The sequence below is a fragment of the Pseudomonas citrullilanati genome (assembly GCF_030580855.1).
GTDB lineage: Bacteria > Pseudomonadota > Gammaproteobacteria > Pseudomonadales > Pseudomonadaceae > Aquipseudomonas > Aquipseudomonas citrulli.
The window spans coordinates 1-6,418 of the sequence record NZ_JAUQOP010000080.1 but is presented as its reverse complement, the minus strand read 5'-3'; the positions used below and the strand labels follow the sequence as shown (position 1 = coordinate 6,418).

General features: G+C 65.4%; 6 protein-coding genes. 3 read left to right on the top strand and 3 right to left on the bottom strand.

All coding sequences use genetic code 11. The features are described 5' to 3' along the window. Window positions 1-446: 446 nt before the first annotated feature. Both Q6A48_RS25725 and Q6A48_RS25720 read right to left on the bottom strand, forming a co-directional pair. Window positions 447-1,832: a sensor histidine kinase gene (locus Q6A48_RS25725; RefSeq protein ID WP_304557286.1), complete on the bottom strand. Its 1,386-nt coding sequence runs from the start codon at window positions 1,830-1,832 to the stop codon at window positions 447-449. Next, window positions 1,810-2,493 (bottom strand): response regulator transcription factor, encoded by a 684-nt coding sequence (locus tag Q6A48_RS25720; protein ID WP_304557285.1) that lies wholly within the window; start codon window positions 2,491-2,493, stop codon window positions 1,810-1,812. The genes Q6A48_RS25725 and Q6A48_RS25720 overlap by 23 nt, the downstream gene beginning before the upstream one ends. A gap of 280 nt (window positions 2,494-2,773) precedes the next feature. Here Q6A48_RS25720 and hcnA point away from each other — a divergent pair, with 280 nt between their 5' ends. Genes hcnA through hcnC form a run of 3 tightly spaced genes read left to right on the top strand, consistent with a single transcriptional unit; the run spans window position 2,774 to window position 5,770 of the window. Further along, the gene (hcnA, locus tag Q6A48_RS25715; RefSeq protein ID WP_304557287.1) at window positions 2,774-3,097 is read left to right on the top strand and encodes a cyanide-forming glycine dehydrogenase subunit HcnA; all 324 of its coding nucleotides are present in this window, start codon (window positions 2,774-2,776) and stop codon (window positions 3,095-3,097) included. Next, entirely contained in the window at window positions 3,094-4,500 is a 1,407-nt protein-coding gene (gene hcnB, locus Q6A48_RS25710) for a cyanide-forming glycine dehydrogenase subunit HcnB (protein WP_304557284.1), read from the top strand. The genes hcnA and hcnB overlap by 4 nt, the downstream gene beginning before the upstream one ends. Further along, window positions 4,493-5,770: a cyanide-forming glycine dehydrogenase subunit HcnC gene (gene hcnC / locus Q6A48_RS25705; RefSeq protein WP_304557282.1), complete on the top strand. Its 1,278-nt coding sequence runs from the start codon at window positions 4,493-4,495 to the stop codon at window positions 5,768-5,770. The genes hcnB and hcnC overlap by 8 nt, the downstream gene beginning before the upstream one ends. Before the next feature lie 282 nt (window positions 5,771-6,052). Here the strand turns inward: hcnC and Q6A48_RS25700 are convergent. Then, on the bottom strand, window positions 6,053-6,418 hold a 366-nt coding region (locus Q6A48_RS25700), incomplete at its 5' end, for a transposase (protein WP_304556001.1).

Genomic DNA, 6,418 nt, shown 5'->3' with positions numbered 1-6,418 from the left:
GGTGCGCGACGGCACGCCGTGGCGGGATCAAACCGCTTGAGGCCCCGGAGGGGGCCATTTGAGCCCGCAATAGCACCCAAAAGACGACCGCGGGTCGGGTGGGGGTGAAAGACAGTTGGCTCCCACAATTGATCGCGGTGATTTCAAGTCCAGAGCCCACCCCCAATCTCCTGTGGGAGCGAGCTTGCTCGCGATAGCGGTCTGGCTGAGCCGATGATGTTGAATGTGCCGGCGTTATCGCGGGCAAGCCCGCTCCCACAATTGATCTCGGTGATTTCAAATCCAGAGCCCCACCCCCAATCCCCTGTGGGAGCGAGCTTGCTCGCGATAGCGGTCTGGCTGAGCCGATGATGTTGAATGTGCCGGCGTTATCGCGGGCAAGCCCGCTCCCACAATTGATCTCGGTGATTTCAAGTCCAGAGCCCACCTCCAACCCCCGGTGGCCGCTACAACAACGTAGCCCGGCAATCGAGCACCAACCGTGCGCCGCCATATTCACTGTTGCCCACTTCCAGCGTGAACCCGTGCAAGCTGACGATCGCGGCGACGATCGACAGGCCCAGGCCGAATCCGCCGTGCTGGCTGCTGCCTTCGGCGCGATAGAAACGGCGGAACACGGCTTTGCGTTCGGCCTCGGGAATGCCGGGGCCGGAGTCGAGGACTTCGATGCGCGTGCTGTCGCCCTGGTCGACGCCGCGCAGGGTCACGGTGCCACCCGGCGGGGTGAACTTGATCGAATTGCTCAGCAGGTTCGACACCGCCTCGAACAACAGGGCGCGGTCGCCGTTGAGCAGCGGCAGCGCATCCGGCACTTCCAAGGTGAAGACCAGCTCGCCTTCCTCGGCCAGTGGCAAGTAGAAGTCGTGCAATTCCTGCAGCAGCTGCAACGGATCGAGGCGCACGAAACCGGAGCGGCGTTGCTGGTCCTCCAGCTCGGAAATCCGCAGCAAACCACGAAACCGTGCCATCAACGTGTCGGTCTCGGCGATCACCTGGTCCATCTGCAAGGCTTCGTCCGAGCCATCCGGGGCCTGCTGCTGGATGCGGTAGAGCTGCGCGCGCAAGCGGGTCAACGGTGTGCGCAGGTCATGGGCGATGTTGTCGCACACCCCCTTGACCTCGTTCATCAGGCGTTCGATGCGATCGAGCATGGCGTTGACGATCGCCGCCAGCATGTCCAGCTCGTCGCGCCGGCTCGACAGGGGCAGGCGGTGGGTCAGGTCGCCAGCGACGATGGCCTCGGCACTGGCCTGCAACCTGCGGATGCGTTGCAGCGGCCGGCGCCGCAGCAGGTGCCAGCCGGCAATGCCCGGCAGGATGGTCAGCGAGACGCCCCAGAACAGGGCATGCAGGATGATGCGCGTGACGGCGAACAGCGAGCCGTTGTCCCGCGCCAGGATCAGCCAGCGTCCGTCCTGCACGCGGGTCGCCACCGCGTCGCAGCTGTCGGAAGGCACGCTCGGGTCGTCGGAGTCGACGCAGCCGCCGAGCATGTGGATCTTGCCGTCCAGCGGCAGGTCGGCGGGGACCCGCATGATCGGCCCGCTCAAATGCCGCAGTTGCGGATCGAACAGCCCGTAGGCATCGACGCCGCGCTCGTCCAGCGTCAGGCTGGCCATCAGCGCATCCTCCAGCTGATCGCCATGGATCCGGGCGAACAGGTGCTGGCGCTGCATCAGCGAATGCTTGGCCAGATTGTCGAGGTAGCCAAACACTTCGTAGTACATCACCCCCATCAGGATCGCGCTCCAGAGCACGAACAGCGCGCTGTACAGCGCCAGCAGGCGACTGCTGGAGGAGCGCCAGCCCTTAGCGGGGTTCAGCAATGACATAGCCGGAACCCCGCACCGTGCGAATCAGCGGTTCCAGGCCCGGCGGGTCGATTTTCTTGCGCAGGCGACCGATGTGGACGTCGATCAGGTTGGTGCCGGGGTCGAAGTGGTAGCCCCAGACTTCCTCGAAGATCATCATGCGCGACAGGATCTGCCCGCAGTTGCGCATCAGGAACTCCAGCAGCTTGTATTCGGTGGGCAACAGGCTGAGCAACTGCCCGTTGCGGCTGGCCTCGCGGCTGATCAGGTTCAGTTCCAGGTCCGCCACCCGCAGCACGGTTTCCGGTTCGCGGGTGCCGTTGTTGCGCCGCAGCAGCACCTCGACCCGGGCGGCCATCTCGTCGGTGGCGAACGGCTTGGTCAGGTAGTCGTCGCCGCCGGCCCGCAGGCCCCGCACTCGCTCATCGACGTCGGAAAGGGCGCTGATCATCAGGATCGGCGTGGCCACGCCCATGGTGCGCAGGGTGGTGACGATCACCAGGCCGTCGAGCTCGGGCAGCATGCGGTCGAGGGTGATCAGGTCATAGTCGCCGCTCACCGCCCGTTCCAGGCCTTCGCGGCCATTGTCGACCCAGTCGACGTCCAGGCCGTTGCGGGTCAGTTCGGCGACGATTTCACGGGCGGTCACGGCGTCGTCTTCGATGGTCAGGATGCGATTCATGGGCGGTACCGGTTGGGAAGTTCGCGCGATTGCGCAGCATTCTGCCAAAGAAAACCTGTCGGCTTTCTGAAAAAAAGTTCATGAGCCCGACACGCGGATTCCCTGGCCTGGATCAACACTTGGTCACAAATAATCCCTAACATAAATTTCGCGCGCATTATCCTGTGGCGTCCGTTGCCCTGTCTTGGCGCACTGCCGCGAGCGGGTACCGACGTGAACCGGTGGATGGTGTACCGCAAGGAGCCTAGACCTCACTGAACCTTCAAGGAAGAGCTGCATGATGCAACCTCAAGACCTTCTACGCCGAACATTCGACATCCAGCCATTGGCCCGGGCCGACATGACGGTGCGCCTGGACGGACGGGCCGTCAACGCCGCCGAGGGCGAAACCGTCCTCACGGTGATCCAGTCCCTGGGCCAGCGCCAGGTGGCCCGCAACGACCACGACCAACTCAGCGGTGCCTATTGCGGCATGGGCGTGTGCCAATGCTGCCTGGTCAAGATCGACGGACGCCACAAGCGCCGCGCCTGCCAGACCCTGGTGCGCCCGGGCATGCAGATCGAGACCCGGGCCAACCGCATCACCGAATCGGAGGCGCCATGAGCCTGGATCCAGTGATTGTCGGCGGGGGGCCGGCGGGCATGGCGGCGGCCATCGAACTGGCCCGCCATGGAGTGCGCAGCACCTTGCTCGAAGAGGCGCCGCGCCTCGGTGGCGTGGTCTATCGCGGGCCGTTGCGCGAGGGCGTGGCGCTGGATTACCTGGGGTCGCGCTACCGTGAAGCCCTGGAGAAACTCCACGGGGAATTTCAACAATATGCGCACCTGATCGATGTGCACGTGGGCAACCGGGTCATCGGCGCCGAGGGCTTTCGCGCATTGATGGTCCTCGACGCCGACGAACGCTTGCGCGAAGTGGCCTATTCGCACCTGGTCCTGGCGGCCGGTTGCCATGAACGCAGCGTGCCGTTTCCTGGCTGGACGCTGCCGGGCGTGATGCTGCTCGGCGGCTTGCAATTGCAGATCAAGAGCGGGGTGGTCAAGCCGCCGAGCCCGGTGGTGATCGCCGGGACGGGGCCGTTGCTGCCGCTGGTGGCCTGCCAGTTGCACGCGGCGGGGGTGGCGGTGGCCGGAGTCTACGAGGCCTGTGCCTTCGGCCGGATCGCCAAGGAAAGCCTGGCCCTGCTGAACAAGCCACAACTGTTCCTCGACGGCCTGGGCATGCTCGGCTACCTCAAGCTCAACCGCATCCCCATGCGCTATGGCTGGGGCGTGGTGGAAGCCCACGGCGAAGGCGAGCTGGGCTGCGTGACCGTTGCACCGTACTCCGACTCCTGGGCACCGGACCTGACGCGCGCCGAACAGGTGCCGGCCCAGACGCTGGCGGTCGGCTACGGCTTTATCCCGCGCACCCAGTTGAGCCAGCAGATGGGCCTGGAGCACGGTTTCAGCGAGGACGGCTACCTGCGGGCGGTGGCCGATCCCTGGCAACAAAGCAGCGAGGCGCACATCCACCTGGCCGGCGACATGGGTGGGATTCGCGGTGGTGAAGCGGCCATGCTCGGCGGGCGCATCGCCGCGCTGTCGATCCTGTTGCAACGCAACGTGCTGGATTCGGCCACGGCTCTCGGGCAGCGCGAACGCTACCAGGCGCAGCTCGATCGCATCATCCGCTTTCGCGCCGCCGTGGACCGCTACACCCAGCGTGGCGCCGGGCAAACCACCTTGCCGGCGGCCGATACGGTGATCTGCCGCTGCGAGCACGCCACCCGCGCCGACATCGACCGCGCCCTGGAGCAAGGCGTGCAAGACATGGCCAGCCTGAAGATGCGCACCCGGGTGAGCATGGGCGACTGCCAGGGCCGGATGTGCGTGGGCTACTGCAGCGACCGCCTGCGCGAAGCCACCGGCCGCGCCGACGTGGGCTGGCTGCGTCCCCGATTCCCCATCGATCCGATCCCTTTTTCCGCATTCAAGGATGTTGGCACGGAGAGCCGCCATGATTAAGCAACCAGACCTCAAGGACTATGACGTGGTCATCGCCGGTGGCGGTGTGATCGGGGCTTCGTGCGCCTATCAACTGTCCAAGCGCAAGCACCTGAAGATCGCCCTGATCGACGCCAAGCGTCCCGGCAACGCCACCCGCGCGTCGGCGGGCGGCCTGTGGGCCATCGGTGAGTCGGTGGGCCTGGGCTGCGGGGTGATCTTCTTTCGCATGATGTCGGCCAATCGCAAGCGCCAGGCCCAGGGCGCCGCCGTGGCGGTGGACGCCAGCACCCCGCACATCCTGCCGCCATCGTTCTTCGATTTCGCCTTGCAGTCCAACGCGCTGTACCCGCAGTTGCACCGCGAGCTGATGGAGAACCATGGCATGGATTTCAAGTTCGAGGAGACCGGGCTCAAGTTCGTGATCTATGACGACGAAGACCGCTCGTACGCCGAGCACATCGTCGCCTGCATCCCGCACCTGGCGGACCAGGTGCGCTGGCTCGACCAGGCCGCCCTGCGCGAGGCCGAGCCGAGTGTCAGCCATGCAGCCCAGGGGGCGCTGGAGTTTCTCTGCGATCACCAGGTCAGCCCGTTCCGCCTGGCCGACGCCTATACCGAAGGCGCACGGCAGAACGGTGTCGATCTGTTCTTCAACACCAATGTCACCGAGGTGCTGCGCAGCGGCACGCGGGTCACCGGGGTGAAGACCGCCGAGGCGGGTACCTTCCACTGCCGGACCCTGATCAACGCGGCCGGCGCCTGGGCGGCAGACCTGAGCGAGCAGGCCACGGGCGTGCGGATTCCGGTCAAGCCGGTCAAGGGGCAGATCCTGTTGACCGAGCGTATGCCGAAGATCCTCAACGGCTGCCTGACCACCAGCGACTGCTACGTGGCGCAGAAGGACAACGGCGAAATCCTCATCGGCAGCACCACCGAAGACAAAGGCTACGACGTGACCACCACCTACCCGGAAATCGAAGGGCTGGTGCAAGGCGCGGTGCGCTGCATCCCGCAACTGGCCGACGTCAACCTGAAACGAACCTGGGCCGGCCTGCGCCCGGGCTCCCCCGATGAACTGCCGATCCTGGGGCCGATGGGCGGGATCGAGGGCTACCTCAACGCCTGCGGCCACTTCCGCACCGGCATCCTGACCTCGGCCATCACCGGGGTGTTGCTGGACAAACTGGTGAACCAGGAACCGTTGCCAATGGACATCACCCCCTTCCTGGCGGACCGCTTCGAAGTCCCGGCGCAGGCCGTGGAACCCAAGGAAGCGGCCCTGGCTTGATAGAGCGGGGGTAAAGCAAACCTGTGGCTAATCACCCATCAGGCGGTCAGCCAGTCCCCCTGTGGGAACGAGCCCGCTCGCGATGGCGGTGTGCCTGAAACGGTGATGTCGGCTGTGCCGGCGCCTTCGCGAGCAGGCTCGCTCCCACAGGGGGTTGGGGTTGGGCTCGGGACCTGGAGTCAGCCCGGAGCAAACTGTGGGAGCCAACTGTCTTTCACCCCCACCCGACCCGCGGTCGTCTTTTGGGTGCTATCGCGGCCTCAGATGGCCCCCTCCGGGGCCTCAAGCGGTTTGATCCCGCCACGGCGTGCCGTCGCGCACCATCGCGTTGAGCCGGACCAGCAATACCCGCATACACGCCACCAGGGCCACTTTTGCGCACTTGCCCTTGGCGCGCAGCCTGGCATAGCGGGCTTTGAAATCAGCGTTGTAGCGGACCATCACCAACGCACACATATAGGCTGCGCGGCGCAATCTTCTGCGCCCACCGTAGATATGGCGTTTGCCGGTTTTCACGCCGCTGTCATTATTGAACGGCGCCACCCCAGCCAACGCAGCCACCTGCGCGCGGTTGAGGTCGCCCAATTCAGGCAGATAGCAAAACAGGCTGGCAATCGTTACAGGCCCCAAGCCCTTTACGGCACGCAG